Source organism: Prescottella defluvii, from assembly GCF_000738775.1.
GTDB classification, from domain to species: Bacteria; Actinomycetota; Actinomycetes; order Mycobacteriales; family Mycobacteriaceae; genus Prescottella; species Prescottella defluvii.
In genome coordinates this window covers 1-276 of record NZ_JPOC01000162.1, presented here as the reverse complement: position 1 = coordinate 276, position 276 = coordinate 1, and the positions used below count along the sequence as shown (strand labels likewise).

Genomic DNA, 276 nt, shown 5'->3' with positions numbered 1-276 from the left:
CGCCGTCTCCGGCCTCGTCGACCACGCCCACCACCTGGGAGCCGAACACCGCCGGTGGCGAACTCGGCGACGGCACCAGTCCGGCGCGCATCCGCGTCTCGATCCACAACACCGGACTGGCCTCGGCACGGATCCGCACGTGCCCGGCGGCTGCGTGCACCTCCTCGACGTCGCGCGCCACCAATTCGTCCGGCCCGCCTACCTGCGCCCACACGACCCCACGCATCACACCACCCCTTAACTGGACCAACGGTTCAGTTCAAGCATGCGTCGATC

Annotated in this window: 1 pseudogene; it reads right to left on the bottom strand. The window is 69.6% G+C overall.

Annotated elements, in window-relative coordinates:
• Positions 1-226, bottom strand: a pseudogene (locus tag IJ15_RS0124215) (dehydrogenase); the annotation flags it as partial.
• Positions 227-276 lie beyond the last annotated feature (50 nt).